This window comes from Streptomyces sp. NPDC012935 (genome assembly GCF_042900345.1).
Taxonomy (GTDB): domain Bacteria; phylum Actinomycetota; class Actinomycetes; order Streptomycetales; family Streptomycetaceae; genus Streptomyces.
The window spans coordinates 1-1,092 of record NZ_JBIBBC010000115.1 but is presented as its reverse complement, the minus strand read 5'-3'; the positions used below and the strand labels follow the sequence as shown (position 1 = coordinate 1,092).

The following is a 1,092-nucleotide window of genomic DNA, read 5'->3' as shown; positions in this document are numbered from 1 at the left end:
CGCCCTCGGCCATCGCGGCCACGTCGTCCCCGTCGAGCACGTTGGGAGCCGAGACGCCGATGAAGACGTCGGCGCCGCGCACGGCCTCCTTGAGGGTGCCCGTCAGGTTCTCCGGGTTGGTGTTGTCGGCGATCCAGCGCAGCGGCGAGTCCGCGGGGGCCTGGCGCAGGTCCTCACGGCCCGTGTGCACCACGCCGTGGATGTCTGCCACGACGGCGTTCTTCACGCCCGCCGCGAGCAGCAGCTTGAGGATGGCCGTACCGGCGGCGCCGGCGCCCGACATCACCACGCGGATGTTCTCGATCGCCTTGCCCGTGACCCGAAGGGCGTTGGTCAGCGCCGCCAGGACGACGATCGCCGTGCCGTGCTGGTCGTCGTGGAAGACGGGGATGTCCAGGGCCTCGCGCAGCCGCGCCTCGATCTCGAAGCAGCGCGGCGCGGAGATGTCCTCCAGGTTGATGCCCGCGAAGCCGGGGGCGATCGCCTTGACGATCTCCACGATCGCGTCGGTGTCCTGGGTGTCCAGGCAGATCGGCCAGGCGTCGATGCCTGCGAACCGCTTGAACAGGGCCGCCTTGCCCTCCATGACCGGCAGCGCGGCCTTCGGGCCGATGTTGCCCAGGCCGAGGACCGCGGAGCCGTCGGTGACGACCGCGACGGAGTTGCGCTTGATGGTCAGCCGGCGGGCGTCCTCGGGGTTCTCCGCGATCGCCATGCAGACCCGGGCCACGCCGGGCGTGTAGACCATGGACAGGTCGTCACGGTTGCGGATGGGGTGCTTGGACGCCATCTCGATCTTGCCGCCGAGGTGCATCAGGAACGTACGGTCGGAGACCTTGCCGAGCGTGACGCCCTCGATCAGGCGCAGTTGTTCGACGATCTCGTCGGCGTGCGCGGTGGAGGTCGCGGCGATGGTGACGTCGATGCGGAGCTTCTCGTGGCCGGACGCGGTCACGTCGAGGCCGGTCACCGAGCCTCCGTGGGACTCCACGGCCGTGGTGAGCTGGGAGACCGCGGTTCCGCTCGCGGGCACCTCCAGCCGGACCGTCATCGAGTAGGAGACGCTGGGCGCCGTTGCCATGGCCGACTTCC

General features: G+C 70.1%; 1 protein-coding gene. It reads right to left on the bottom strand.

The genetic code is table 11. The features are described 5' to 3' along the window. Positions 1–1,081: NAD-dependent malic enzyme (locus ACFY5C_RS41950; protein ID WP_389455370.1), on the bottom strand; the 1,081-nt coding region annotated here is incomplete at its 3' end. Positions 1,082–1,092: the final 11 nt, after the last annotated feature.